General features: G+C 54.1%; 24 protein-coding genes, 6 tRNA genes and 1 pseudogene. 28 read left to right on the top strand and 3 right to left on the bottom strand.

Annotation, left to right across the window (positions count from 1 at the left end; translation table 11 throughout):
- Positions 1-178: 178 nt before the first annotated feature.
- Positions 179-520, bottom strand: a pseudogene (locus DESPR_RS19270) (PAS domain-containing protein); the annotation flags it as partial.
- Here DESPR_RS19270 and DESPR_RS18890 point away from each other — a divergent pair.
- Together DESPR_RS18890 and DESPR_RS03730 are read left to right on the top strand one after the other, a co-directional pair.
- The gene (locus tag DESPR_RS18890; RefSeq protein ID WP_245529480.1) at positions 519-704 is read left to right on the top strand and encodes a hypothetical protein; all 186 of its coding nucleotides are present in this window, start codon (positions 519-521) and stop codon (positions 702-704) included. The pseudogene DESPR_RS19270 and the gene DESPR_RS18890 overlap by 2 nt on opposite strands.
- 175 nt (positions 705-879) lie before the next feature.
- The gene (locus DESPR_RS03730; RefSeq protein WP_169701521.1) at positions 880-2,325 is read left to right on the top strand and encodes a hypothetical protein; all 1,446 of its coding nucleotides are present in this window, start codon (positions 880-882) and stop codon (positions 2,323-2,325) included.
- Positions 2,326-2,403: 78 nt separating this feature from the next.
- On the opposite strand, the gene DESPR_RS03735 is transcribed toward DESPR_RS03730, so the two are convergent.
- Positions 2,404-2,490 (bottom strand) — tRNA-Leu (locus tag DESPR_RS03735).
- Between the two features lie 298 nt (positions 2,491-2,788).
- Between DESPR_RS03735 and DESPR_RS03740 the strand changes: the two genes are divergently transcribed.
- The 12 genes from DESPR_RS03740 (at position 2,789) to DESPR_RS03800 (ending at position 16,031) form a co-directional block, all read left to right on the top strand.
- Positions 2,789-3,760 (top strand): bifunctional riboflavin kinase/FAD synthetase, encoded by a 972-nt coding sequence (locus tag DESPR_RS03740; protein ID WP_015723481.1) that lies wholly within the window; start codon positions 2,789-2,791, stop codon positions 3,758-3,760.
- 144 nt (positions 3,761-3,904) lie between these two features.
- Complete coding sequence (locus DESPR_RS03745) at positions 3,905-4,537, top strand: tetratricopeptide repeat protein (RefSeq protein ID WP_015723482.1); 633 nt, start codon at positions 3,905-3,907, stop codon at positions 4,535-4,537.
- Between the two features lie 5 nt (positions 4,538-4,542).
- A complete protein-coding gene (locus DESPR_RS03750) occupies positions 4,543-5,682 on the top strand; it encodes a DVU0298 family protein (RefSeq protein ID WP_015723483.1) in 1,140 nt (379 codons plus the stop codon).
- Positions 5,672-6,277 (top strand): tetratricopeptide repeat protein, encoded by a 606-nt coding sequence (locus DESPR_RS03755; RefSeq protein WP_015723484.1) that lies wholly within the window; start codon positions 5,672-5,674, stop codon positions 6,275-6,277. Before DESPR_RS03750 ends, DESPR_RS03755 begins: the two co-directional genes overlap by 11 nt.
- Positions 6,278-6,931: a riboflavin synthase gene (locus DESPR_RS03760; protein ID WP_015723485.1), complete on the top strand. Its 654-nt coding sequence runs from the start codon at positions 6,278-6,280 to the stop codon at positions 6,929-6,931.
- Positions 6,932-7,024: 93 nt separating this feature from the next.
- On the top strand, positions 7,025-8,269 hold the full coding sequence (locus tag DESPR_RS03765) for a bifunctional 3,4-dihydroxy-2-butanone-4-phosphate synthase/GTP cyclohydrolase II (protein WP_015723486.1): 1,245 nt from the start codon (positions 7,025-7,027) through the stop codon (positions 8,267-8,269).
- Between the two features lie 20 nt (positions 8,270-8,289).
- The gene (ribH, locus tag DESPR_RS03770; RefSeq protein ID WP_015723487.1) at positions 8,290-8,757 is read left to right on the top strand and encodes a 6,7-dimethyl-8-ribityllumazine synthase; all 468 of its coding nucleotides are present in this window, start codon (positions 8,290-8,292) and stop codon (positions 8,755-8,757) included.
- Positions 8,758-8,805: 48 nt separating this feature from the next.
- Complete coding sequence (gene nusB / locus DESPR_RS03775; protein ID WP_015723488.1) at positions 8,806-9,228, top strand: transcription antitermination factor NusB; 423 nt, start codon at positions 8,806-8,808, stop codon at positions 9,226-9,228.
- 291 nt (positions 9,229-9,519) lie between these two features.
- Positions 9,520-11,685: an FtsK/SpoIIIE family DNA translocase gene (locus DESPR_RS03785; RefSeq protein ID WP_015723489.1), complete on the top strand. Its 2,166-nt coding sequence runs from the start codon at positions 9,520-9,522 to the stop codon at positions 11,683-11,685.
- A 400-nt stretch (positions 11,686-12,085) separates the two neighbouring features.
- Entirely contained in the window at positions 12,086-12,511 is a 426-nt protein-coding gene (gene aprB, locus DESPR_RS03790) for an adenylyl-sulfate reductase subunit beta (RefSeq protein ID WP_015723490.1), read from the top strand.
- Positions 12,512-12,575: 64 nt separating this feature from the next.
- Complete coding sequence (aprA, locus tag DESPR_RS03795) at positions 12,576-14,591, top strand: adenylyl-sulfate reductase subunit alpha (protein WP_015723491.1); 2,016 nt, start codon at positions 12,576-12,578, stop codon at positions 14,589-14,591.
- Between the two features lie 186 nt (positions 14,592-14,777).
- Entirely contained in the window at positions 14,778-16,031 is a 1,254-nt protein-coding gene (locus DESPR_RS03800) for a CoB--CoM heterodisulfide reductase iron-sulfur subunit A family protein (protein ID WP_015723492.1), read from the top strand.
- Positions 16,032-16,039: 8 nt separating this feature from the next.
- Here the strand turns inward: DESPR_RS03800 and DESPR_RS18895 are convergent, their stop codons facing one another.
- Positions 16,040-16,318 carry a hypothetical protein gene (locus DESPR_RS18895; RefSeq protein ID WP_245529481.1) on the bottom strand — a complete coding sequence of 93 codons (279 nt, stop codon included), beginning with the start codon at positions 16,316-16,318 and terminating at the stop codon, positions 16,040-16,042.
- A 57-nt stretch (positions 16,319-16,375) separates the two neighbouring features.
- Between DESPR_RS18895 and DESPR_RS03805 the strand changes: the two genes are divergently transcribed.
- From DESPR_RS03805 to rplJ, 14 genes are all read left to right on the top strand, one after another.
- Positions 16,376-18,292 carry a hydrogenase iron-sulfur subunit gene (locus DESPR_RS03805; RefSeq protein ID WP_245529482.1) on the top strand — a complete coding sequence of 639 codons (1,917 nt, stop codon included), beginning with the start codon at positions 16,376-16,378 and terminating at the stop codon, positions 18,290-18,292.
- A 110-nt stretch (positions 18,293-18,402) separates the two neighbouring features.
- Positions 18,403-19,611 (top strand): quinone-interacting membrane-bound oxidoreductase complex subunit QmoC, encoded by a 1,209-nt coding sequence (gene qmoC, locus DESPR_RS03810; RefSeq protein WP_015723494.1) that lies wholly within the window; start codon positions 18,403-18,405, stop codon positions 19,609-19,611.
- A gap of 119 nt (positions 19,612-19,730) precedes the next feature.
- Positions 19,731-19,806, top strand: a tRNA-Thr gene (locus DESPR_RS03815).
- Positions 19,807-19,888: 82 nt separating this feature from the next.
- Positions 19,889-19,973: transfer RNA gene (locus DESPR_RS03820), tRNA-Tyr, on the top strand.
- 50 nt (positions 19,974-20,023) lie between these two features.
- Positions 20,024-20,098 (top strand) — tRNA-Gly (locus DESPR_RS03825).
- A 50-nt stretch (positions 20,099-20,148) separates the two neighbouring features.
- Positions 20,149-20,223, top strand: a tRNA-Thr gene (locus tag DESPR_RS03830).
- Between the two features lie 67 nt (positions 20,224-20,290).
- Positions 20,291-21,481: an elongation factor Tu gene (gene tuf / locus DESPR_RS03835; protein WP_015723495.1), complete on the top strand. Its 1,191-nt coding sequence runs from the start codon at positions 20,291-20,293 to the stop codon at positions 21,479-21,481.
- Between the two features lie 86 nt (positions 21,482-21,567).
- Positions 21,568-21,717 (top strand): 50S ribosomal protein L33, encoded by a 150-nt coding sequence (rpmG, locus tag DESPR_RS17720; protein WP_015723496.1) that lies wholly within the window; start codon positions 21,568-21,570, stop codon positions 21,715-21,717.
- 2 nt (positions 21,718-21,719) lie between these two features.
- Positions 21,720-21,795 (top strand) — tRNA-Trp (locus DESPR_RS03840).
- Between the two features lie 48 nt (positions 21,796-21,843).
- Positions 21,844-22,116 carry a preprotein translocase subunit SecE gene (gene secE, locus DESPR_RS03845; protein ID WP_015723497.1) on the top strand — a complete coding sequence of 91 codons (273 nt, stop codon included), beginning with the start codon at positions 21,844-21,846 and terminating at the stop codon, positions 22,114-22,116.
- Between the two features lie 21 nt (positions 22,117-22,137).
- On the top strand, positions 22,138-22,701 hold the full coding sequence (gene nusG, locus DESPR_RS03850) for a transcription termination/antitermination protein NusG (RefSeq protein ID WP_015723498.1): 564 nt from the start codon (positions 22,138-22,140) through the stop codon (positions 22,699-22,701).
- 29 nt (positions 22,702-22,730) lie between these two features.
- Positions 22,731-23,156: a 50S ribosomal protein L11 gene (gene rplK / locus DESPR_RS03855; RefSeq protein ID WP_015723499.1), complete on the top strand. Its 426-nt coding sequence runs from the start codon at positions 22,731-22,733 to the stop codon at positions 23,154-23,156.
- A 65-nt stretch (positions 23,157-23,221) separates the two neighbouring features.
- Positions 23,222-23,932 carry a 50S ribosomal protein L1 gene (gene rplA, locus DESPR_RS03860; RefSeq protein ID WP_015723500.1) on the top strand — a complete coding sequence of 237 codons (711 nt, stop codon included), beginning with the start codon at positions 23,222-23,224 and terminating at the stop codon, positions 23,930-23,932.
- A 225-nt stretch (positions 23,933-24,157) separates the two neighbouring features.
- Entirely contained in the window at positions 24,158-24,676 is a 519-nt protein-coding gene (gene rplJ, locus DESPR_RS03865) for a 50S ribosomal protein L10 (protein WP_015723501.1), read from the top strand.
- The last annotated feature ends 65 nt before the right edge of the window (positions 24,677-24,741 follow it).

Genomic DNA, 24,741 nt, shown 5'->3' on the forward strand with positions numbered 1-24,741 from the left:
GGCCGTAAATACGGTACTCTTCCTCGGACCAGACGGTTTGCCGCGTGTCGGCGATGTATTCAAACGAGCCCACGTGGGCAATTTTCTGCGTTTCGGTCAAGATGAATCGCGTTTTCTCCAAGGCGTCCTCGACCCGCTTCTGTTCGGTGATATCCTGGAGGCCGACGAAAATGCCGCCGTTTTGGCGGGGAACGCAGCGGTGACGCGACCACCGGTTCCGATCCGGGTCAAAATATTCGAAATCCCGGCGCTCTCCGGAGGCGACGCACCGATACTCCCGCTCCAGTTGCGTTCCCAAGGTCGCGGGAAAGGCCTGCCAATAGCTCGTGCCCATCACCTCATCCCGGCTGATGGCAAACATTCTCTCGGCAGTGTCATTGACATAGACAATCCGCCAATCAGCATCACAGGCAAAGCAACCATCCAGTAGGGTTTCAAGTGTGCTCGCCAGTTCATGGACACTCACGTCGGACGACCATGCGCTGCGTTTGGTATCTCCACGGGGCGGGGAACTGTTCATGGAACCTACCTCCAAGGCGAGAGAATGGTGGGGATTGCTTTTGATTTTTGAGCGATTTTTTAATGTGTTGCAACGTATAAATGCGTCTGTTGCCGACTTCGGTCGATCCATCGACAAGCCTCCTCCCGTGCATCGTCTGTCCGTGGACATGGCTGCGGCACGAGCTGGACAATCAGAAAAATGACTCCCATCGTTCAAAGGCCTGCTTGAATGCTGCTTTTTTCTTGGCGTTGCCAATCGATTGATCCGTATAATCGTTGCAAGCGTTCATCCCCTCCGCCTGTTGGCGGCCGCGAGCCGCTTGCCGCGCTTGGCCGGAGGGATGGGAAGGGTCAATTTTTCACGGCACGAGGAGAACGGTGAACAGGAGAATACAGGGGTGCGCCCAAGCAATGCTGGCCGCCGCGGCAACATGCTCCCTGCTGATGGCAACCGAGGCCTTGGCGGAGCTCTCCGTCAGGGATCGGTGTGAGCAGGCGTTGAAGATGATGGGAGTGAAAACCGACGGCACCGAGCGCGGCTGGGCTTCGCTTTGCGCCGGGGTGATCAAGAACGAGCCGATCACCCGGTACGGCAATTGGTATGGGCCCGGGTATTGGGGCGGTGGGGAAGATCCTCATCGAGCGGGTCTTGCCGCGCCGGTGGATTCGCTGGACGCGGTGGCGATGCGCCATGACTTCGGCTATGTGATCGCCGAAAAGTACGGCAAGATCTACGGCAAGCAGTACGAATACAAACTGAAGGCGATGGCGGACCGGGTGGCGGTGCGGGATGCGCTGAAGCTTCCCGAGGATCCCAGAAAATGGCCCCAGGTGCCCAAGGACATCGAGGCAGCGTCTCGCTACCGAGATCGCATTATAACCGGTTTTATCATCGAGTCGGATATTTATAAGAATCTAGCCGGAGCCACCAAGGTGGGGGATGCGATCACCAGCCCCTTCATCACCATGTTCGACCAGATCGATTACTCCCATGTTCCCGATCTTGCCAAATTCGATCGCGAGGTCGCCAGTCATATCAATGGCTGGAAAAAACAGGTCGCCCAAAAAGCGGCGGAGGATAAAAAACTCAAGGAAGCGGCGGAAAAAGCCTCGCTGCAGCAGGGGGAAGCCGAGCAACAGGCCGCGGAGAAAGAACAGGCGGAAAAGGAGCGAGCGGCGCGCAAAGCCAAGGAGGCCAAGGAGGCCAAGGAGGCGCAAGAGGCAAGGACGCGTCTGGAAGAGAAAATCAAGGCCAGCAAGCAGGAGCCGAAAGCGCCGCCGGTCAAGCGAAAGAGTTATGAGGAAATGACCCCGGAAGAGCGGCATGAGGCGTTGAAAAACAATTACCCCGAGGCCTGGAAAGGCTTGCGGAATGCCCTTGTGGGCGAGGACAAGGCCGCCGCTGAGGAGATTCTTGAGGAGGAAGAGCAGGTGGAGGCCGAAACCTCGCAGGAGGAAAAAGCGGAGGTGGAAATCCAGCCCGTACGGGTGACGGCATCCGGGTCCTTTGATGAGGATCACAGTTCCGGAGGCTTTGCGAATATCGTCACCACCACTATAACGGTTTCCTTCTGGAATGTGGGCAACCAGGTGCCCGGGTACGGGGAGGCCAGCATGAAAACTTCGTCGGTATCTTCCTTGAACGGCGCCACTTCGGAAAGCTCGTGCGGCGGGACATTCTCCGGCGGGCCAAATGGCGTCCTGCGTTTTAGCGGCGAATGCGACGGTGTGAGTTTGAGCCTCAGGGGCGGGAGCACCATCAGTGCCGAGGGCGTTTCATTGACCGTTTCCAACCCGTCGGCCTTCAGCGACTGGGAACAATAAGAGGGCCGCCGTGGGCGGTGCGTGGAGCAGAAAAAAGAAAACCCGCAACCTGTGAAGGCTGCGGGTGATTTCTTTTGATGGTGCCGAAGAGAAGACTCGAACTTCCACTGGGGAACCCCAACTAGACCCTGAACCTAGCGCGTCTACCAATTCCGCCACTTCGGCACTGCGGCGGCTATTATGTTCGATTGGGCCGAGTCTGTCAAGTATTTCTTTTGGGGCGAAGCGGGAATAATGCGTCCGCAGGCGGTTTTGCTGGTGTGGCCAGCAAAAGGAGCAGGGGAGGTGGGGGAGTGGACAGGGGGGAACTGTCGGCCTCGGAGCGCCGTGGCGATGAACTGTTTGCTTGTTTTTCTGATTTGGAGTACATATCCCGTTTTCATGGTCGCGAGGATCTCCTTGGCTACCGGGAATTCATTTTTTTGCTGTGCACTCAATCTGCCGGTTTTTGGCAGCGGCTTCCATGGAAATATACACCGACCTTAACGATATCCTACAGCCCTTTACCCGGGCCCATGTCACTATCGGCAACTTCGACGGCGTCCATCTGGGCCATCAGAAGCTGTTTGACCAGGTGGTGGCCCGAGCTCGCCAGGACAAGGGGACCAGCGTGGCTATCACCTTTGATCCGCATCCGCTGAAGGTGCTGAGTCCGCAGGGTATCCGCCTGATCTCGACAACTCCGCAGAAGATCGAGCTGATTGAGCGGGCCGGGATCGATGTGCTGGTAATCATTCCGTTCAATCGCGAGGTGGCAGTGACCACGGCGGTGGAGTTTGTCGACCAGGTGCTGCTCGGCCGTGTGGGTATGCGGGATTTGGTGGTGGGCTACGATTATGCCATGGGTAAGGGACGGCAGGGCGATACCGCTTTTCTTCAACGGCAGGGCCAGGAAAAGGGTTTTTCAGTGATGGTGATGCCCGCCCATTACGAACAAGGCATGTTGGTGTCCAGCAGCCGGATCCGGGAACTGGTGGCTGCAGGGAAGATGCGCGATGTGCGCCGGCTGCTGGGCCGCTGGTATCAGATCCGTGGCGATGTCCAGTGGGGCCGGCAGCGCGGTGGAAAATTGCTCGGTTTTCCCACTGCCAATCTCAACCTGTCCGAGGAGGACCTGTGCCCCAAACGGGGCGTGTACGTCACCCAGGTGATCTATGATGGCCGCCAGTACGGCGGGGTGTCTAACATCGGCTACAATCCGACCTTTGGCGATACCGGCTTGGTGGCCGAAACCCACATTTTCGATTTCAACGCCGATATCTATGGCCGGCCGTTGAAAATCAACCTGCTCCGCCATCTGCGTGGCGAGATCGCCTTCAGTGGTCCAGACGCCCTCGCCCGGCAGATTCACCGCGACATCGAGGTGGCGCAGAAGGTGCTGGCCAAGGAGCGGCAAAAGAAGCTGATCGCCTATCAGCGGCCTAGCACCGTCTGAACCATTCGCAGCGGCAGAGGGCAAATTGCCGGTGGGGCAACTTGCGCCCTGCGGGTTCGTGGCTATACTATAGAAACTTTTCCCATGGAGTGCCGGAGCAGGCCGGCCGGGACTTTTCACTTAAGCATAGAGAAGGTTTTTTTTATGACGGAAGCACAGAAACCGGCCGATCTTTCGGCTGTGATCGGCGAGCTGGAAAAGATAGTGGAGGAAAAACCGAACAATGTCATGGCCCGGCATCACCTCGGTTTGATCTATCGCCAGGCCGGCCGGATCGACGAGGCCATTGCTCAACTGGAGAAGGCCATCGAACTCGACAACCAGTCCATGGAGTCGATGATCAACCTTGGCGCCATCTTTTTTGATCGCGGCGACACCGATCGCGCCCTGGAGCTGAATCAGCAGGCCCTGGCCATCTCCCCCGACATGGCCGAAGCCCACGTCAACATTGGCCTCATCCGTCAGCACCGTGGCGAGGTCGACAAAGCGGTCGCATGCTATTCCAAGGCGGTGCAGATCGACCCCAAACTGATCACCGCCTGGATCAATCTAACCTCCGCCTATACCATGCTCGAACAGGACGACAAGGCGGTGGACGCGGCCCGCCAGGCCGTGACCTTGGAGCCCGATTCGGCCATGGCGCGCAACAATCTGGCGGTGGCCCTCTATTTCAAGGGCGATTTTGCAGAGTCCCAGCGCAACATGGAAAAGGCCAAGGAACTGGGCTACAGTGTTGATCCTCGGTTTGTCGAGGCCCTCAAGACAAAGCTGGCGTAATCCTCATGAGCAGCAAGGCGGAAGCACTTCTCAAGCCCTGGTGCCCTTTTTGTGGTATGGATGTCGGCCGGCCAACGGTTAGCCTGCAACGCAAGATGCGGGAGTTTCCACTGGGCGCCTGCGAATGTGGGGCGGTCTATGTCAGCGATCCCACCGGCCATAACATCGGCGCGGCCATGGTCGAATGTCTGGTCAGCGCCTGCAACGACCAGTGGGACTTGGCCTGGGAATTGATCCCCGAAGACGACTACCTGACCGGTCTGTTGGAAAACTACGATGAAGTCACCCATCAGATCGTGCCCAAGCGAAATCTCGATGGCCGGGCGGTGCGCGGAATTTTGTATTTCGTTCGCCTTCATCGGGAGATGGCAGAACTGGTCAAGCGTTACGAGCACAAACTGGTTGGCCAGGAGAACGGACAGACCGGAGAGCGTCAGCCTGAGTCGGCCGTCGAACCGGCGCGCGATCCCAAGCGGAAGAAGAAGCGGGCGGACAAACAGGTGGTCAAGGAACTTGCGCTGCGGGCGGATGTCGACGGCTTGGTCGATCTCTACTTTGATGACCGCAAGGTTCTCCGTTTCCTGCAACGACTCCTGTACGAGCCCGATCAGGGGATGCGTTACCGAATCGCCTGGGTGCTCGGCCAGGTGTGCGGCCGGGTGGCCACCCGGGAACCCGGACCGGTGGCCGACCTGCTCCATCGGCTGTTTGAAGCCTGTTCCGATTCGGCGGCCAGTTCCTGGGGCATGGTGGAAACCATCGGCGCGATCATCGCCGCCCGGCCGGACATTTACGGTGCCTTCACCCGTCACTTGTTCAATTTCATGGGCGATCCAGGCACCCGCGAGGCCGTGCTCTGGGGTTTGGGCGAGATCGCGGGCAGCAAGCCTGACCTGATCCGCAAGATTCCCTTTTATTCGCTCTTTCCGGTGCTCAACCACAGCAATCCGTTGCTGCGCGGGCTGACTCTGCGAATTTTGGGGCGAATCCAAGCCAAGGAGGCGGCGTTGCAAATCCATGGCCTCCAGTTTGACACCACCCCCATCACCATCTATGAACAGGGTACGCCGGTGGCCACGACCGTGGCCGAACTCTCCGCCGAGGCGACCCGCAGCTTGCATAAGGACCATGTCAATGGCGAGTGAAACAATCCAACCTTTGTGTTCCCTCGGGCCGATGTCCCAGGAGAATAACACTGAGCAGAGCAACGATCCCGTCAAACAGGATTACCTTGAAGGCCGTAAACTGCTCCGCGAGGGCAAGCATGCCCAGGCGGCCATCGCCTTTCACAATGCCCTGCGGGGCTTTGAGGAGCGTGGGGATCAGGCGGGCGTGGCCAACGCCGCCGACCGGCTGGGTGATGCCTGCCTGGCTCGGGACGAATACGCCATGGCGATTGCCAACTACCAGCGCGCCTACGCCATCTGCGAAAAAGAGGATGACAGTTTTTCCCTGCTGGCCCTCAATAAGAAGATGGCCGCTGCTTACCGCAAACTGGGGGATCACGACAAGGCGCTGGAATTGCTGTACGATATGCTCGAGCATTACCGCCTGACCAACAATCCCAAGGGCGCAGTCGAGGCGTTAATCATCATTGCCGAAACCTACGCTGCTCAGGGCGAGACGGCCAAAGCTGCCGACGCCTACCGGTCGGTTTCCAGCATCCATGCCCGGTTCAAGCACGCCCGCTTGGCCGAGGAGTTCCAACGACGGGCCGAAGCCCTGGAGCAGGGAAAATAAATGTTCACCGGGATCATCCAGGGGCTGGGCACGCTGTTTGAGAAGCGTCCATCCGGCGGCGGCATGATCTTTGGGCTGGAGGCGGATTTTGCCCTGACAGATCCCGAGGAGGGCGAATCGATCGCCGTCAATGGCGCTTGTCTGACCGCGCGCAATATCAAGGGTAATCGGTTCTATGTCGATGTCTCCCCGGAAAGTTTGGCGCGGACTGGACTGGGCCGCTTGCAGACCGGCAGCCGAGTCAACCTGGAACGCGCCCTGCGCCTGAGTGACCGACTAGGGGGGCACTTGGTCAGCGGGCATGTCGATGCCCAGGCACAGGTCAAGGACCGCCGGCGTGTCGGTGAGTTCACCCTGTTTGCTTTTTCCCTGGACCCCGCCTTGGGCAAATATGTTATCGAGAAAGGGTCGATCACCATCAACGGTGTCAGTCTGACAGTGAACAGCTGCGACCGCGAGGGGTTTTCCGTATCCATCATTCCCCACACTCTGGCGGTTACCACCTTGGGTATGCTCAAGGAAGGCGATCATGTCAATATCGAGGTGGACATGATAGGCAAGTATGTGGAAAAATTGCTGATGGAAAAGAACGCTGGCGGCGCGGTGACCGGGCGAATCAACCCGGCCTTTCTCGCCGAACACGGATTTCTTTGAGAATCGGTTCACGATTGTTTCCGGCCTTTGGGGGCCGGGAGAGAACGCATGGGACATAATCGATGGGTATTAGGTCCCGAAAAGAGGCATCATATGGCAGTCAGTTCGATTGAAGAAGTGGTAGAGGATATCAAGGCCGGGAAGATGGTGATCTTGGTGGATGATGAAGACCGGGAGAACGAGGGCGATTTGTGCATGGCCGCCGAACTGGTCACGCCCGAGGCCATTAATTTCATGGCTACCCATGGGCGCGGCTTGATTTGTCTGGCCTTGAGCCCGGACATTGTCGATCAGTTGGGGCTGCCGATGATGGTCTCCAACAACCAGTCCCCCTATGGCACCGGTTTCACCATCAGTATCGAGGCGCGTACCGGAGTCAGTACCGGCATCTCGGCGGCCGATCGGGCGCGGACCATTGAGGCGGCGGTCCATCCCAAGGCCACGCCGCGCGACATCATCAGCCCCGGGCATATTTTTCCCCTGCGGGCCCGTGGCGGTGGCGTGCTGGTCCGTACCGGACAGACCGAAGGCTCGGTGGATCTGGCCCGCATCGCCGGTCTGCGGACCGCTGGGATCATCTGTGAGATCATGAAGGATGACGGCACCATGGCCCGCATGCCCGATCTCGAGATCTTTGCCGAGCAGCATGGGTTGAAAATCGCCACCATTGCCGATCTGGTCGCCTATCGGTTGCGCAAGGACGTGCTGGTTCGCCGTGCCGCCGAGGCTCGGCTGCCGACCTATCATGCCGGTGAATTTCGTCTCATCGCTTATCAGAACGATGTCGACAAACAAGAACATGTGGCGCTGGTCAAGGGCGAGATCAATCCTGATGAACCGGTAATGGTTCGGGTTCACTCCGAATGCCTGACCGGTGACGTCTTCGGTTCCGCCCGTTGCGACTGCGGCTCGCAACTGCATGCCGCCATGCGAATGGTCGAACAGGAGGGCAAGGGCGTGGTGCTGTACATGCGTCAGGAAGGCCGTGGCATCGGACTGATCAACAAGCTCAAAGCCTATAAGCTGCAGGACAACGATGGATTGGATACGGTCGAGGCCAATATTCGCCTCGGGTTCAAGCCAGACCTGCGTGACTACGGCATTGGCGCCCAGATTCTTCGCGATCTGGGGGTGCGGAAAATGCGGCTTTTAACCAACAATCCCAAAAAGATCATTGGATTGGAAGGCTACGGGCTCGAGGTGGTGGACCGTCTGCCCATCGAGATTCCCGGTGATGAAGAAAACAAGGATTATTTGCGAACCAAACGGGACAAGATGGGGCACATCCTCGAACTGTACGGCGACATGCCGATGGGATGCGTCACCAGGGATCCGTGATATCTGCAACAGGAACGAACATGGCACACTATCTGGAAGGTCATTTACAGGGGGCGGGGCGCAAGATCGGTATTGTCGTTGCCCGATTCAACTCATTTATTTCGGAAAAACTGTTGGAAGGGGCGATTGACAGCTTGGTGCGTTCCGGAGTCAACACCAACGATATCGTGGTGGCCCGGGTTCCCGGCGCTTTTGAAATCCCGCTGGTGGCGCAGAAGATGGCCAAGTCGGGCAAGTACGACGCGGTGATCTGTCTTGGCGCGGTCATTCGCGGGGCCACGCCCCATTTCGATTACGTGGCCGGAGAGGTGGCCAAGGGGACGGCCCAGGTGATGCTTGATGCCGGTATCCCGGTACTGTTCGGGGTCCTGACCACCGAGACCATCGAGCAAGCGATTGAACGGGCCGGTACCAAGGCCGGCAACAAAGGTTCGGACGTGGCCATCGCCGCTTTGGAGATGATCAACTTGCTGGACGCGGTCAACTGATGGTAACGAACGGCGCGGACGCACTCTTTTTTAGCCGCATGGATTTTCATGGGATTACGTCGTAAATCACGGGAGTTGGCCCTGCAGTTTCTCTTTAGTCACGATTTTCAGGAGCGTTCCTGCGCTCCTGATGACGTGGCTAGGGATCTGGACATGTTCTGTCAACTGTTCGATGTCAGCCAGAAGGCGTTACCCTACGGACGGGAGCTGATTCTTGGAATCTGTCGGCACCGCGAGGAAATTGACGCCTTGCTGGCCACCCATTCCCACAACTGGCGGGTTGAACGGATGTCGCTGGTGGACCGGAACATTCTCAGGATAGCCGTGTTTGAGATGCGTCACTGTGACCAGGCTCCGGCGCAGGTGGCCATCAACGAGGCCTTGGAAATTGCCAAGCGGTATTCCATTGGAGAGTCGGTTTCCTTCATCAACGGCATTCTCGACGCCATCCAGGCTTCCCTGGCCACCTAAATCAACCCCCGTCCGCAGCTCCCATTTTCCTTTTCCGTTCCCCCAGAACCTGCTTGACCGGCAGTGTCTCGGCGGTAATCCCGTGCGAAGTCCGCCTTGGATCCGAGCGTTGTGGCTGTTTGCGGGGGAAATCGTGAACTGTCCCGCTGCATAGATTGTTCTTCTTCATCCTGGGCGGGATCGAGCCGCTGGTGCCGGCCGCCGTACCCTTCATGGTGCTCGCCGCGCAGCCTTCGTGACAAACCAAGCGTTGATTGCTCTTGGTGTGGAGCCCACTGAACATATATTATCATGACCTCTTCTGACTCGCGAACCAAGCCGAGAAGCCGGCAGGAGGTTGTTGCCCTTCTCCTGTTGTTTCTCGCACTTTTTTTTCTCCTGGCATTGGGCAGCTATATCGTCCCGCTGCTGGGAGCCGAACCGGTACTGCAACAACCGTCAGCCAACTGGTGCGGCTCGCTGGGTTTTTATGCCGCCCATTATCTGCTCTCCTTTCTTGGACTGATCGCCGTCTTGCCGCTCGGCCTGCTTGGTTATGCCATGGTCACGGTGTTGTTGTCCCGACCAACGAGCAACCGCCTGCCGGCCATCGTCGCCGGACTTTCTGGCATCATGATCAGCTCGTCCGGACTGTTCGGCGCCTTTGAACGGTTACTGCTGCCACCTGAATTTGTGGCTCCCGGTGGATATCTCGGAACCTTGGTATGGGGACTCTTGCGTGGGGTCATTGGGGCGGCAGGTTCTGTATTGGTGCTTATCTTGCTGTTGATCTTTTCCCTGATGGCCTCGGTCCGTTTTTCTCCGTTCGCCGTTATCACCAAGAAAACGGACGATGACCCTCCCGTGGAGCAGCTGCCATTGGGGCCGGTGATTCCCCCTGAGGGAGGCAGATGTCGTGGGAAAGCACCGGCTGTTCCCCGAAGTGCCGAACCTGAGCCACAACCGCCGACTGTGGCAAGTACTGCGCCTCCCGTGCATCAACCGGGCAAAAAGACCACTGCCGAACCGCCGGATCAGGATGGCGGGTGCAAACAGGGTGGTCAATCCTCTCCATTTGATTTACCGCCGCTTTCCCTGCTTGACAGCAATCAGGAAGGCGAGGTGGAGCTCAGCCGTGAACACTACTATGAAGTCAGTGCCACCTTGCTGGCCAAACTTCAGGACTTCGGCGTCCAGGGGACCGTGGCCGGCATCTCGCCGGGCCCGGTGGTGACCACCTATGAATTTTCGCCGGCGCCAGGGGTCAAGATCAATAAAATCGTCAATTTGGCCGATGACCTGGCCATGGTGCTCAAGGTGGACCGGGTGCGAATTGTCGGCTCCATCCCCGGCAAGGCGGCGATTGGCATCGAGATCCCCAACCCGATCCGCCGAACCGTGTATCTGCGGGATATCCTCTTGAGTGCCGAGTATCAAGACGCCTCCTCCATGCTGAGCCTGGCCCTTGGGTTCGACGTGATCGGCCGGCCGGTGGTAGCCAATCTGGCCCGGATGCCCCATCTGCTCATCGCCGGGGCCACGGGTGCGGGCAAATCGGTGGCCATCAATGCCTTTATCGCTTCCATCCTGTTTAAGGCCACGCCCGACGATGTCCGCCTGCTGATGATCGACCCCAAACGGATCGAGCTTTCTGTGTACGACGACATTCCTCACCTGTTGCATCCCGTTGTTGTCGAGGCCAAGATGGCCTCCCGAGCACTTTTGTGGGCTGTACGCGAAATGGAGCGCCGCTATCGGTTGTTGGAAGAACGGCGGGTAAAATCCTTTGCCTCCTATAACGCGGTTTCTGAAGAGAAGTTGCCGTATATCGTGATTATTGTCGACGAGTTGGCTGACCTGATGATGGTTGCCTCCAAGGATGTGGAAACTTCGATTGCCCGTTTGGCCCAGATGGCCCGGGCGGCTGGTATGCATATCATTCTTGCGACCCAACGGCCATCGGTCGATGTGCTGACCGGACTGATCAAAGCCAACTTCCCCACGCGAATTTCCTTCAAGGTCTCGTCCAAAGTGGACTCGCGTACCATCCTCGATGGATCCGGTGCCGAGCATCTACTCGGCATGGGCGACATGCTCTTTCTGCCTCCAGGAGCCGCCAAGTTGCAACGGATCCATGGAGCGTTCATTTCCGAGCATGAGACCGAGCGGCTAGTCAGCCACCTAAAAGAGCAGGGGGCCGCCGAATATGACGAAAGCGTGCTGCAACTGGTGGAGGAAGAGCAGGAAGGCGGTGAAGGGGAGATTGAGGAATACGATGAAAAATATGACGAGGCGGTGGCTGTGGTGACTGAAACCGGCCAGGCGTCCATTTCCATGGTTCAGCGCCGGCTGCGAGTCGGATACAATCGCGCCGCCCGAATGATCGAGATCATGGAAAAAGAGGGAATAGTCGGCCCGGCGGATGGATCGCGCCCACGCGAGGTCTTGGTCCGCTCCGGGTATGACGACACCGAATGACGGACGGTTTGCCCGGCTCGATTGGCAAGACACGGACGTGTGGGGCAGGCTAAAAACACGGCAAGATTCTCCTTACGGTCAACAATGCCGGTATATATCCATAATTCTGATGCTTTCATTAAATTTTGCTGTTCAGCCTTGTTTTGACGATTTTTCTTGACATGGATAGGGCAACAAATTAAAAGACTCACACAACCAGAATGAGTGGCTGTTCATTTTTTTGACAAAAACAAATTGTTTTAAAAAATGTGTTAAATGAATATGTTGCAAAAAGTGGTTGTAGTGGAAAACGGATGGCTGCATGAGATGAGTATTTGTTTTTCTTGAAGCAAGAAGCTAGAGGTTATTGGCGGCCCAGATCGGGCGCCATAAAGGAAAATCCAAGTGAGGAGGTAGTTTAATGCCAAGTTACGTAGATCCTTCGAAATGTGATGGTTGCAAGGGTGGAGATAAGACCGCCTGCATGTACATCTGCCCCAACGACCTGATGGTGCTCAACGTCGAGGCGATGAGAGCATACAATCAAGAGCCGGATGCATGCTGGGAGTGCTATTCCTGCGTCAAGATCTGCCCCCAGGGCGCGATCTTTGTTCGTGGTTATGATGACTTTGTACCGTTGGGCGGCCAAGTGCATCCGATGCGTTCTTCCGACTCCATCATGTGGACCGTTAAGTTCCGCAATGGTAATGTAAAGCGCTTCAAGTTCCCGATTCGGACCACCGCTGAAGGTGCTTCCAATGAGTATGCCGGTCAGAAAGGCGCAAATCTTGATGACGAATGTTTGCTGCTCGAGAGCAACCTTCCGACCCCCACCAAGCTGGCCTGAGTGTCAACGGGAAGTAAGGATTAACTCAATTCTATTCTGAAAATACTACTGAGGAGATAGAAATATGGCATTACCGAATAAGCCGAAAGGCGAGCTTGCCGCCGTTGTCGATCCGGAAATCGTAGAGCATAGCTGTGACGTGCTGATCGTTGGTGGTGGTATGGCTGCTTGCGGCGCCGCTTTCGAGATCAAGAAATGGGCACCCGAAGGCATGAAGATCATTCTGTGCGACAAGGCTGCCATGGAGCGTTCCGGCGCCGTTGCTCAGGGTCTGTCCGCCATTAATACCTACATCGGCGAGAACGCTATCGAAGACTATGTCAAGATGGTTCGTAACGACCTGATGGGCGTTGTTCGTGAAGACCTGATCTATGACCTTGGCCGTCACGTGGACGAGTCTGTTAAGCTGTTTGAGGAGTGGGGTCTGCCCGTTTGGAAGAAAGCTGATGATGGGTCCAACCTTGATGGTGCCAAGCCTGCCAAAACCCTTCGTGAGGGTGGCGTTCCGGTTCGTACCGGTAAATGGCAGATCATGATCAACGGCGAGTCCTACAAGTGCGTCGTTGCCGAGCCGGCCAAGAAGGCTTTGGGTGAAGAGAACATCATGGAGCGTATCTTCATCGTCAAGATGTTGCTCGACAAGAACAAAGAGAACACCATTGCCGGTGCTGTCGGTTTCTCCACCCGTGAGAACAAAGTGCATGTCTTTAAATGCAAGGCTGCTCTCGTAGCTTGTGGTGGTGCGGTTAACATTTTCCGTCCGCGGTCCACCGGCGAGGGTAAGGGTCGTGCATGGTACCCGGTATGGAACGCAGGTTCCACCTACACCATGTGTGCTCAGGTTGGTGCTACCCTGACCATGATGGAAAACCGTTTCACACCGGCACGCTTCAAAGACGGATATGGCCCGGTTGGTGCTTGGTTCCTTCTGTTCAAGGCCAAAGTGCAGAACGGTCTGGGTGAGTTCTATGCCAACAGCCCGGCAGTCAAAGAGGAGCTGTCCAAGTTCATGCCCTATGGTCAATCCGCCGTTACCCCCACCTGTCTGCGCAACCACCTGATGCTCAACGAGCTGAAGGCCGGCCGTGGTCCGATCTACATGGCCACCGACGTTGCTCTCAATGCCTTCCTGGATGCACAGCGCGCTTCTGGCAAGGATGAGAAAGAGGTGAAGAAATTCTGGAAACACCTCGAGTCCGAGGCTTGGGAAGACTTCCTGGATATGTCCGTTGGTCAGGCCGGTCTGTGGGCTGGTATGGACATCGAGCCGGAGAAGGTTGGTTCTGAGATCATGCCGACCGAACCCTACATGCTGGGTAGCCACTCCGGCTGCTGCGGTATCTGGACCTCCGGACCAATGGAAAGCTGGGTGCCCGAGGTTGATGGCCCGCGTTCGCATCAGTACAAGTGGGGCTACAACCGCATGACCACCGTTAACGGTTTGTTCACCGCTGGTGACGGCGTTGGTGCTTCTGGTCACAAGTTCTCCTCCGGTTCCCATGCCGAGGGTCGTATCGTTGCCAAGCAGATGGTTAAGTACTGCCGTGATAACGCCGATTTCACCCCGGAATTGGCTCAGACTGCCAAAGAGTTGGCCGACGAAGTATACGCACCGGTTAAACTGTACAACCAGTTCAAGGATGCAACCACTGCCGCAGACGTTAATCCGAACTATGTCAAGCCGGCTGGTATGATGATGCGTCTGATGAAGGCCACCGACGAGTATGGTGGTGGTGTAGCTACTTACTATATGACCTCTGGCAAGTTGCTCAATATCTGCCTCGACCTGCTCCGCTTGATGCGTGAGGATGCCGAGAAGATGGCTGCCGGCGACCTGCATGAGCTGATGCGTGCCTGGGAGAACTACCACCGTATCTGGTGTGTTGAGACCCATATTCGTCACATCGAGTTCCGGAAAGAGTCCCGTTATCCTGGATTCTACTATCGTTCCGATTACCCGACCTGTGATGATGAGAACTGGAAGTGCTTCGTGAACTCCACCTTTGATCCGAAATCCAAAGAGTGGAAGTGCGAGAAGGTTCCGTGCATCAACATCATTGAGACCAGTCCTTGGATCTGATCTCGATAAGACATTGATTGTCTGAATAAAAAAATCTCCAGACTCCCCCTGTGGAGTCTGGAGATTTTTTGTATACACCGTTGATTTTGTTTGAGTTGATGCGAAAGATGAAGTAATTTTTCACATTTCGGATCAATTGAACCAGAAATCACCTTTCATCAATACCAGCAGTTATGGAGGTTTGGCATGAGTGACACTGCAGGCAATGGTGCGGTACTGGTTGTGGGTGGCGGTATTAGTGGTCTGACCGCCGCGCTCGAAGCTGCTGAAGTCGGTAATGATGTTTTTCTGATCGAGAAAAACGCATATTTTGGTGGCCGGGTTGCACAGCTCAATCAGTATTTCCCCAAACTTTGTCCCCCAACTTGTGGACTTGAGATCAATTTCAAGCGTATCAAGGACAATCGTCGAATACGAACATATACCATGACCACGGTTAAATCGATCTCCGGCGGTCCTGGCAATTTTGAAGTTCAATTGGAGACGGCCCCGCGTTTTATCAATTCCAATTGCACAGCCTGTGGAGATTGCGCTCAGGCATGTACCGATGAAATCGATGACGCTTTCAACTTCGGCATGGGAAAAATCAAAGCAGTCTACCTTCCCCATGAAATGGCCTTTCCACGCCGTTACGTGTTGGCCAAACAGGCTTGCTCTCCCTCTTGTCTGGAAGCGATCAAGGCAGCATGCAAGTACAATGCGGTTGAGTTGGATATGCAGCCCAAGACCTTTACCCTCAAGGTCAGCTCCATCATCTGGTCGACCGGATGGAATCCCTATGATGCCAACAAAATCAGCAATCTGAATTACGGGTCTTCTTCAGCCATCATTACCAATATGATGATGGAGCGACTGGCCGCAGATAACGGTCCCACGAAAGGCAAGATCCTCCGTCCAGGTGACAATAAGGAACCTGCTTCCTTTGCTTTTGTGCAATGTGCCGGCTCCAGAGACGAAAATCATCTGCAACACTGTTCTTACATTTGTTGCATGGCGACCCTCAAACACATCTCGTATATCCGGGCACAATATCCAGACGCAAAAATCTACGTTTTTTATATCGATCTCCGCACGCCTGGGAAATACGAAAAATTTCGCGAAAAATTCATGGCCGATCCGAACACTGTCTTTATCAAGGGAAAAGTTGCGGATATCGTGGCCGAACGTGACGGTGGAGTCACCGTGGTGGCTGAAAATGCTGTTACCGGCAAGAAAGTGCACCAGAAGGTCGATCTCTGTGTACTGGCCACTGGCATGGAGCCTGCTTTGGGTGAGCAAGCTAAAACCTTGGGTGTGGCCATGGATGGAAATGGATTTGTTGTTTCCGATCCTGCGAAGGGCATGATTGCAGCAGGCTGTGCTAAATCCGCCGTTGATGTATATTCCAGTGGACAATCGTCCACGGCGGCTGCTCTCAAAGCTATTCAGATCGGACGGTAGGAGGAAAGTCAATGAAAAAAGTATATGGTGCATATCTTTGTACTGGTTGTGGCATTGGCGATGTCCTCGATGTAGATGGGCTCAAAGACGCGGCCTCCGATGCGGGCATCGAGATGGTGGAACATGGCTGTTTGTGCGGCGCCGACGGACGGGCCTTCATTGAGAAGGACATCGCCGAAAAAGGTGTCAACACCATCGTTGTCTGCGCATGCTCGCCTCGAGTGATGCAGCAGGAATTTAATTTCGGCGAGCAGACCATCACCGTGCGCGGCAATCTCCGCGAGCATGTCGCTTGGACCGGTTCCTTGAAAGAGGATGGCAGCGTTGATGACTTTCTCCAGGAAATGGCCACCGACTATGTTCGCATGGCCGTGACCCGGGCACAAAAAACCGAGTTGCCGGTTCCTTATCAATTGGAAACCATTTGTAAAAAGATTTTGGTCATGGGTGGCGGCCTCGCCGGTCTGACGGCAGCTAAAGAGGCGGCCCTCGCGGGATATGAGGTGACCATTGTCGAAAAGGAACCGCAGTTGGGTGGCAAGGCTCTGGGGTGGAGGAAAATGTTTCCGACCGCCTTTCCTTACGATGCGCTCGAAAATCCAACCATTCATGATTTGATCGCCGAGGTTCAGGGCAACAGCAAGATCACGGTCAAGACGAGTTGCGAAGTGGCTCGGATCGGTGGCGCGCCAGGCCAGTTCAATGTTACCTTCAAAGGTGCTGGGACGGCATCCGAATGGGATGCTCCGGCAAAGGTGACCGCCGACCAGCAGGACCTGATCAACAAGGGCGAGCTCGATGATCCCAACAAAGGGTTGCAAAAATATACCACTTTGAACCCGGAGGGAGAAATCTTTGGTGCGGTAGTTCTTGCCACTGGCTGGAAACCAGCTGATGTCTCCCAGTATGACCATCTTGGCTACGGCAAGTTGACCAATGTAGTCACCAACGCTGAATTCGAAAAATTGGCCAAAAACGGTAAGGTCCCCGCGCGGGTTGCTTTTGTCCAGAGTCCAGGCGGCAAGGACAATGACCAGGATTTCCCCTACTGCAACTCGGTCACCTCGATGGTTGCCTTGAAGCAGGCAAATTATGTCGTTGAGGACAATCCGGTTGATGGCAAGGCCTATATCCTTTATCAACACATGCGCACGCCCGGCAATACCGAGCTGTTTTATAAGGGGATGCAGGCAAAAGACGGCGTATTCATGACCAAGGCTGCGGTCACCAAGGTTGACGCGGCTGGCAGTGGACTGGTGGTTGATGTGGAAGACAACCTGCTGGGTGAGAATCTGCAGCTCGAAGTTGATATGGTCGTCCTTGCGGCTGGCATGGTTCCAACGACCGCCGGTGAAAACGTGATCAACTTGGCCTACCGGCAGGGACCTGCCTTTCTCGATCTCGATTTGTTTGATGGGTATGCGGACTCTCATTTCATCTGCTTTCCCTATGAGACCCGTCGGACCGGTATCTATACCTGCGGCGGTGTCCGGAAAGCGGAAACCATGGAAGAAACGATTGACGATGCGACCGGTGCGGCTTTGAAAGCCATTCAGTGCATCGAGTCGGCGAATCGTGGGGTGGCTGTTCATCCCCGCTCCGGTGACCAAACCTATCCCGATTTTTTCTTCTCGCGCTGTACCCAATGCAAGCGGTGCACGGAAGAGTGTCCGTTTGGCGCACTTGATGACGACGAGAAAGGCACACCGTTGCCCAACCCGACTCGATGCCGACGTTGTGGAACTTGTATGGGCGCCTGTCCTGAACGTATCATCAACTTTGCCGATTACAGCATCGATATGATCGGCTCGATGGTCAAATCCATCGAGGTCCCGGATGACGATGAAGAAAAACTGCGCATCGCGGTTTTTGTCTGCGAGAACGACGCCTACCCGGCGATCGATATGTCCGGTATGCATCGCAACAAGATCAACAGGCTGGTGCGATTTATCCCGGTTCGCTGCTTAGGCTCGGTCAATATGGTCTGGATCAAGGATGCAATGTCGTCCGGCATGGACGGCGCCTTGTTACTGGGATGCAAATATGGCGACGATTATCAGTGCCATTTTGTTAAGGGTTCCGAGATCGCCTCCCGGCGCATGGAGAACATCGGCGAAACGCTGGGCTCCTTGGGCCTGGAGCCAGAACGGTGTGGTGTACGTGAAATCGCCATCTCCGATTATGACAAGATTCCGGCCATTATTGACGAATTTGTCGAGGAAATCGTGGCTATGGGACCGAACCCGTTCAAAGGCTTCTAAGAACATGTGATTATTCTGCCGCCATCCTGCCGGGGTGGCGGCACCGTTCCTTATGCTGTGTCTCGAAACTACTGCGCGTAGATCATCATCTTTCATGACAGGAGGAAATAATGTCTATGAACGTGCAACCCGATCTTGATTTTATCAAAGCCATGAAGGAGGCGGGTGGCGACACTTTGAAAAAGTGTTATCAATGCGCGACATGTTCTGTCGCCTGCCCGCTTTCCTCCGACGATAATCCTTTTCCCAGAAAGCAGATGATTCTTGCTCAGTGGGGATTAAAGGATAAGCTTATTAGTGACGCCAACATTTTCCTTTGCCATCAATGCGGCGATTGCACTGAAATGTGCCCGCGTGGGGCTCGCCCCGGTGACGTGCTTGGTGCCATTCGTTCCTATGCGTATCGATCCCTTGCCTGGCCAAAAGCCCTAGCTGATTTGTGCGCTTCCGCCAAGAATTTGCCCATGCTCATCGGCATTCCGGCGGTGGCCATCTTCATCATGTGGCTCATTTCCGGTGGAATGCATATTCCGTCAGGTGAACACTTCGCCAAAGTCGGATATACGCAATTTTTTGGACACTGGGACTTCCGTCTGCTCGCTAAGAACGTGTTGTTCATTGATATTATCATGCTGACTGCCGTGGGAATCGCTATCACTTCCATATACAAGGGGATATCCACCTTGTGGAAGGGCATGCAGGCATCCATCGGCTTGACCGATGTGGCGTATCGTCCATCGGTGACCCAATTTATTCAACAATTTCTCTGGCCGTCCATTATCGAAATACTGCAGCATACTCGATTCAAGGAATGCACTGTCAATGCTGACCGGGTAAAAGGTCACCAGCCTCTAGTTTTTGCCTTTATCGGACTGTTCATCGTTACTTGTTATTCCTTGTTCACCCAGGATGTTATCGGTATTTTTATACCTTCGATGCACGGCCCGATCTCGATGTGGAATCCTGTAAAATTGCTTGCCAATGTCAGTGCAGTGGCAATGATTGCCGGTATCGGTATCCTTTGGATGAACAGATCCAGAATGGAAGCGGCTGGCAAAGCATCGAACACCTTTTATGATTGGTTTCTTATTTGGATCATCATGGGGGTGGGTGTCACCGGTTTGGCCGCTGAGTTGCTGCGCCTCGTAGGCATCCCTTCTTTGGGGTATATCGTTTACTATCTGCACCTTATTTCTGTTGCCATGCTTTTCCTGTACATGCCTTACACTAAGTTTGCCCATATCGTGTACCGGACCTTTGCCATGGCGTTTGAGCGTTATCGGGATTCTTCCTATATCAAAAACCCACTGAATCAGTAAGCAACTTGCTCAAAACAGAGTTTTACAACCGGAGGCCTTCTGCCTCCGGTTTTTTTTATCTTTGCTGAATAAAAAAAGATTGATTTTTAAAAAGAGTAGGGTATATTGCCCGAGCTCTTGCTGGCGTAGCTCAATTGGTAGAGCACCTGATTTGTAATCAGGGGGTTGCGGGTTCAAGTCCCATCGCCAGCTCCAGGCTTGATGAAAGACAAAAGCCAGAGGGCAGGTTGCAGGAATGTGTAATTTGCTCTCTGTCTTTTGTCTTCTGGTTATATGTGGAGGGGTTCCCGAGCGGCCAAAGGGAACAGACTGTAAATCTGTCGGCGGAGCCTTCGGAGGTTCGAATCCTCCCCCCTCCACCACATAATAGGGCCACATGCAGTACGCAGTGTTGAGTGAGGCGAATCTGGAAGCGGGAATAGCTCAATGGTAGAGCATCAGCCTTCCAAGCTGAGGGTTGCGGGTTCGAGTCTCGTTTCCCGCTCCACTTTTAAGATGCCTCGGTTGTAGGTCAGCTGCAAAGTCTAGTAGATCTTCGCCCGCGTAACTCAGGGGTAGAGTACCTCCTTGGTAAGGAGGAAGCCATCGGTTCAAATCCGATCGCGGGCTCCAAAATATCAGTCGATTGGTGAAAAGGATCGATTGAGTCTGATTGAACTTTTGTCCAAGGAGACATGAGATGGCGAAGGAAAAATTTGAGCGGACAAAGCCGCATGTCAATGTAGGAACAATCGGTCACATTGACCATGGCAAGACGACCTTAACGGCGGCGATCACTCGGGTGTTGTCGACCAAGGGCATGGCCAAGTTCACTGACTTCAGCGAGATTGACAAGGCGCCGGAAGAGAAGGAGCGCGGCATTACCATCGCGACCGCACATGTCGAATACGAAACGCCAACCCGCCATTATGCCCATGTGGACTGTCCTGGCCATGCGGACTATATCAAGAACATGATCACTGGTGCCGCCCAGATGGATGGCGCGATTCTCGTGGTTGCGGCAACCGACGGTCCGATGCCGCAAACTAGGGAGCACATCCTTCTTGCCCGTCAGGTTGGTGTGCCGGCAATGGTCGTCTTTTTGAACAAGTGCGACATGGTCGATGATCCGGAATTGATCGAGCTGGTCGAGATGGAGCTTCGCGAGTTGCTCGATAAATACGATTTCCCCGGTGACGAGATTCCGATTATCCAGGGGTCGGCGCTGAATGCACTTGAGTTTCCGGAAGACGAGGTCAAGGCCAAGTGTATCTGGGATCTGATGGAGGCGGTTGACAGCTACATTCCGCAGCCCGAGCGAGCCATTGATAAGCCGTTCCTGATGCCTGTTGAGGACGTCTTTTCCATCTCTGGGCGTGGTACGGTTGCCACGGGCCGAATTGAGCGTGGTGTGATTCACGTGGGCGACGAGGTGGAGATCGTCGGGATTCGCCCGACCGCGAAAACCACTTGTACCGGTGTCGAGATGTTTCGCAAATTGCTTGATGAGGGGCAGGCCGGCGATAATATTGGCGCCTTGCTTCGCGGTGTCAAGCGCGAAGAGATTGTCCGTGGTCAGGTACTGGCCAAGCCGGGTTCGATCAAGCCGCACAAGAAATTCAAAGCAGAGGCCTATATATTGACCAAGGAAGAGGGCGGTCGGCATACCCCCTTCTTTAATGGGTATCGTCCACAGTTTTATTTCCGGACAACCGATGTGACCGGTGTGTGTACGCTTGAAGAGGGTGTGGAGATGGTTATGCCTGGTGATAATATCCATATCACCGGTGAATTGATCACGCCGATCGCCATGGAGGCTGGTTTGCGATTTGCCATCCGGGAAGGTGGGCGCACGGTAGGCGCAGGCGTTATCAGCGAAATTATCGAATAATCAATGCCCTGGTGTAGCTAGGGTGTTATTGAAGTGAAACGAGCAGCCGGGCAAGTCCCGGCTGCTGTCACTCTGTAGGGCGAAACATGAGAGATAACATTACGCTTGCTTGTCAAACGTGTAAGCAACGCAATTATACTACGACCAAAAATAAAAAAACCGTGCCGCATAAGTTGGAGTTAAAAAAATACTGCCCCTTCTGCAAAACGCATACTCCGCACAAAGAAACCAAATAAACAGGCCAGTAGCTCGAACGGTAGAGCACCGGACTCCAAATCCGGGGGTTGGGGGTTCGAATCCCTCCTGGCCTGCCACAGAGAGTTCGCAGCAATGTGAATGAGACGGTATTTCCCAGCAAACGAATGTCGACAAAAAAAGCAACACGAACGGGGAAGGGTGGAGTGGAGGCAAAGAAAGATCCTGTCGATCAGGAGGGTCGTTCTGCTTTCTCCCCCTCTGGTATCCGCCAGTTTATTCTCGAAGTGCAATCAGAGTTCCGAAAAATTGTCTGGCCTGGAAAAAAGCCTACGGCTGGTTTGACAGGTTTTGTCGTTTTGCTGGTTGTTCTTATTTCTCTGTATCTTGGCTCGGTCGATCTTCTTCTCGGGAAGCTGGTGTCATACGTGCTTAATTGATTGACTGGCTGGGAAATATTTATGGCAAAGAGCTGGTACATAGTTCATACGCATACCGGGTTTGAGAATAAGGTCAAGTCCACTCTCGAAGAGCGCATCAAGCTTGCCGGACAGGAAGATTTGTTCGGTGAGATTCTTGTTCCTACCGAGCAAGTTGTGGAAATGGTTAAGGGTGCCAGAAAAACATCGGAAAGAAAATTTTTTCCGGGATACATCCTTGTCAACATGGAGATGAACGAACGGAGCTGGCATACTGTTCAGGAGACTCCCAGGGTCACCGGTTTTGTCGGCATTAACATGAGCCAAGCTGGAGCGGACAAAGATATTTATAAAAAAATTCCTTCGTTGACCGATAAGGAAGCGGATAAGATCCTCGGGCGCATCGCAGACGGCGCGAATAAACCTAAACCCAAGGTGGTTTTTGCTGAAGGAGATGCAGTCCGAGTTATTGATGGCCCCTTTGCAAATTTTCAGGGTGTTATTGAAGAAGTTTTTCCGGACAAAGGGCGCGTGCGGGTGATGGTTTCCATATTTGGTCGCTCGACCCCGGTGGAACTCGAATATATACAGGTAAGTAAAAACTGAACTCCCGGTAGATCGGGGAGGTTAAAGCCATGGCAAAAAAAATACAAGCATTTATCAAGCTACAGATACCTGCTGGAAAGGCCAATCCGTCTCCACCCGTCGGACCCGCCCTGGGGCAGCACGGTGTCAATATAATGGATTTTTGCAAAGCCTTTAATGCGCAGACACAGTCTGCAGGAGATACCATCATTCCTGTTGTGATCACCGTATATTCGGATCGGTCCTACAGTTTTATCACTAAAACCCCCCCGGCTTCTGTTCTTTTGAAAAAAGCCGCCGGATTGCAGCGTGGTTCAAGTAATCCCAAGAAAGATCGTGTCGCCGAGCTTGATCAGGCAAAAATCCGTGAAATTGCTGAAACCAAAATGCCTGATCTGAATGCCTACGACATTGATCATGCCATCCGTATTATTGAAGGAACGGCAAGAAGTTGTGGCATTACGATAGTAAAGTAACTTGGAATAATATTCGCTAACCTGTGCGCCACCACAACGCACTAGGGAGAATAGGAGGGCGCGACATGCCGAAACGTGGAAAGCAATACAAAAATGCTGTAAGCGAGATTGACCGTCAGAAAATTTATGATCTCGCCGATGCATTGGACAACGTTCTTAAAATCAAATTTGCCAAATTTGATGAATCTGTTGATATCGCTGTTCGCTTGGGTGTCGATCCGCGGCATGCTGATCAAATGGTCCGATCAAGCGTTATCCTCCCAAATGGCACAGGGAAAACTGCTCGTGTTTTGGTCTTTGCCAAGGGTGACAAAGAAAAAGAAGCGATGGCCGCCGGTGCCGATTTTGCTGGCTCGGACGAGTTGATTGAAAAGATTAAAGGCGGTTGGCTTGAATTTGACAAAACCATCGCAACTCCTGACATGATGGGAGAAGTGGGGAAAATTGGTCGTATTCTTGGGCCGCGTAACTTGATGCCCAATGCCAAACTTGGGACCGTTACCTTTGACATTGCCCGTGTGGTCAATGAAATTAAGAAAGGAAAAGTTGACTTTCGGGTTGATAAAGCTGGTGTTGTTCATGCTGTGATGGGGAAGAGCTCCTTTGGGGTGGATAAGCTGGCTGAAAATATTCTCGCCTTCATTGATAAATTGATTCAATTGAAGCCCTCAACAAGCAAAGGGATTTATCTGCGTGCCATATCGGTTTCCAGCACTATGGGGCCGGGTTTTAAGGTTGATCCCCTTCAAGTTCGATCTCTCATTAAATCGACCTGAAATGAACAGACATGATGGCTGACCAGAGCGTCATTCGCCTGCATTTTAATTTTTGTTAAACATAATAGGGAAGGTCAAAGACAGCAGGTACGGAAGTTTAATGCCTCGTATCAATAGGGGGCACCTGCCGAGACCAAAACCGGTTTTAGTTTTGACCGGATTGTAGTCTTCATTCCTCTTTCTGCTCTTTTTGACAGTTCCCGATACTCAAAGGAGGTACCTGCGTTGAATCGCGATCAGAAGACCGATGTCATTAGTGAACTCAACGAGACCTTTTCCAAAGCGAAGTTTGCGGTAGTTGCCGATTATCGTGGGCTGAAAGTGACGGAACTGGAAAAGTTGCGTAAAGAACTGCGCCAAAACGATGCGCAAATCCAGGTTGCAAAGAATACCTTGCTCAAGCTGGCGGTTAAGGGGACAGCCTACGAAGGGCTGAGTGACTTCTTCAGTGGCACCACAGCGGTGGCCGTGGGCTTCACAGAGCCGGTTGGTCCATCAAAGGCATTGACTGCTTTTGCCGCGGAATTCAATGCCTTTTCCATCCGTTCGGCTGTCCTCGAAGGAAGTGTGCTGACCGCAGAGGACGTGGTGGCGCTGTCCAAGCTCCCCAGCCGAGAACAGCTGCTTGCCAAGCTGCTTGGCACCATGTCGGCCGTGCCGACTGGATTTGTGCGAGTGCTCAGTGCTGTACCGCAGAAATTACTGTATGCAATTTCTGCAATTAAAGATCAGAAGGAAAATTAAATACACTTCCTTGCACGTTCGCAACGTCAAGGAAAGCAAATTGACATTTAGCCTGGAGGAATGAA

It is taken from the genome of Desulfobulbus propionicus DSM 2032 (genome assembly GCF_000186885.1).
Taxonomy (GTDB): Bacteria; Desulfobacterota; Desulfobulbia; order Desulfobulbales; family Desulfobulbaceae; genus Desulfobulbus; species Desulfobulbus propionicus.

Coding starts and splice junctions, on each gene's coding strand:
- DESPR_RS03765 (WP_015723486.1), top strand. CDS start 7,025: ATGGCAGTCAGTTCGATTGAAGAAGTGGTAGAGGATATCAAGGCCGGG.
- DESPR_RS03740 (WP_015723481.1), top strand. CDS start 2,789: ATGGAAATATACACCGACCTTAACGATATCCTACAGCCCTTTACCCGG.
- rplK (WP_015723499.1), top strand. CDS start 22,731: ATGGCAAAAAAAATACAAGCATTTATCAAGCTACAGATACCTGCTGGA.
- secE (WP_015723497.1), top strand. CDS start 21,844: ATGTCGACAAAAAAAGCAACACGAACGGGGAAGGGTGGAGTGGAGGCA.
- ribH (WP_015723487.1), top strand. CDS start 8,290: ATGGCACACTATCTGGAAGGTCATTTACAGGGGGCGGGGCGCAAGATC.
- aprA (WP_015723491.1), top strand. CDS start 12,576: ATGGCATTACCGAATAAGCCGAAAGGCGAGCTTGCCGCCGTTGTCGAT.
- tuf (WP_015723495.1), top strand. CDS start 20,291: ATGGCGAAGGAAAAATTTGAGCGGACAAAGCCGCATGTCAATGTAGGA.
- DESPR_RS18895 (WP_245529481.1), bottom strand. CDS start 16,318: ATGCTCGCGGAGATTGCCGCGCACGGTGATGGTCTGCTCGCCGAAATT.
- qmoC (WP_015723494.1), top strand. CDS start 18,403: ATGTCTATGAACGTGCAACCCGATCTTGATTTTATCAAAGCCATGAAG.
- rpmG (WP_015723496.1), top strand. CDS start 21,568: ATGAGAGATAACATTACGCTTGCTTGTCAAACGTGTAAGCAACGCAAT.
- DESPR_RS03785 (WP_015723489.1), top strand. CDS start 9,520: ATGACCTCTTCTGACTCGCGAACCAAGCCGAGAAGCCGGCAGGAGGTT.
- DESPR_RS03755 (WP_015723484.1), top strand. CDS start 5,672: ATGGCGAGTGAAACAATCCAACCTTTGTGTTCCCTCGGGCCGATGTCC.
- nusB (WP_015723488.1), top strand. CDS start 8,806: ATGGGATTACGTCGTAAATCACGGGAGTTGGCCCTGCAGTTTCTCTTT.
- DESPR_RS03750 (WP_015723483.1), top strand. CDS start 4,543: ATGAGCAGCAAGGCGGAAGCACTTCTCAAGCCCTGGTGCCCTTTTTGT.
- rplA (WP_015723500.1), top strand. CDS start 23,222: ATGCCGAAACGTGGAAAGCAATACAAAAATGCTGTAAGCGAGATTGAC.
- aprB (WP_015723490.1), top strand. CDS start 12,086: ATGCCAAGTTACGTAGATCCTTCGAAATGTGATGGTTGCAAGGGTGGA.
- DESPR_RS03800 (WP_015723492.1), top strand. CDS start 14,778: ATGAGTGACACTGCAGGCAATGGTGCGGTACTGGTTGTGGGTGGCGGT.
- nusG (WP_015723498.1), top strand. CDS start 22,138: ATGGCAAAGAGCTGGTACATAGTTCATACGCATACCGGGTTTGAGAAT.
- DESPR_RS03805 (WP_245529482.1), top strand. CDS start 16,376: ATGGCCACCGACTATGTTCGCATGGCCGTGACCCGGGCACAAAAAACC.
- DESPR_RS03745 (WP_015723482.1), top strand. CDS start 3,905: ATGACGGAAGCACAGAAACCGGCCGATCTTTCGGCTGTGATCGGCGAG.
- DESPR_RS18890 (WP_245529480.1), top strand. CDS start 519: ATGGAACCTACCTCCAAGGCGAGAGAATGGTGGGGATTGCTTTTGATT.
- DESPR_RS03760 (WP_015723485.1), top strand. CDS start 6,278: ATGTTCACCGGGATCATCCAGGGGCTGGGCACGCTGTTTGAGAAGCGT.